At 64.1% G+C, this 635-nt stretch carries 1 protein-coding gene; it reads left to right on the forward strand.

Features of this window, described 5'->3' with window-relative positions; all coding sequences use genetic code 11:
- Positions 1-635: carbon starvation CstA family protein (locus MA884_RS27790; protein ID WP_305519697.1), on the forward strand; the 635-nt coding region annotated here is incomplete at both ends.

Below are 635 nucleotides of genomic sequence, written 5' to 3' on the forward strand. Positions count from 1 at the left end.
GTGTTGCCGATCTGGCTGATCCTGGCGCCGCGCGACTACCTGTCCACCTTCTTGAAGATCGGCACCATCGTCGCCCTGGCGATCGGCATCCTGGTCACCATGCCCGAGCTGAAAATGCCGGCACTGACCCAGTTCACCGACGGCACGGGCCCGGTGTGGAAGGGCGGGCTGTTCCCGTTCCTGTTCATCACCATCGCCTGTGGCGCGGTCTCGGGTTTCCATGCGCTGATCTCTTCGGGCACCACGCCGAAGATGCTCGATAACGAAGTCAACGCCCGCTACATCGGTTACGGCGGCATGCTGATGGAGTCCTTCGTGGCGATCATGGCGATGGTGGCCGCTTCGGTGATCGAGCCGGGCGTGTACTTCGCCATGAACAGTCCGGCGGCGATCGTCGGCAGTGACGTGGTGAGCGTGGCGCAGACCGTCAGCAGTTGGGGCTTTGCAATCACCCCCGAAGCGCTGCAGGCGGTGGCCAATGACATCGGCGAGACCACCGTGCTGGCCCGTGCCGGCGGTGCGCCGACGCTGGCGGTGGGGATCGCGCAGATCCTGCACTCGGTGCTGCCGGGTGAGAACACCATGGCGTTCTGGTACCACTTCGCGATCCTGTTCGAAGCGTTGTTCATCCTCAC

This window comes from Pseudomonas sp. Q11 (assembly GCF_024494355.1).
GTDB classification, from domain to species: Bacteria; Pseudomonadota; Gammaproteobacteria; order Pseudomonadales; family Pseudomonadaceae; genus Aquipseudomonas; species Aquipseudomonas hefeiensis.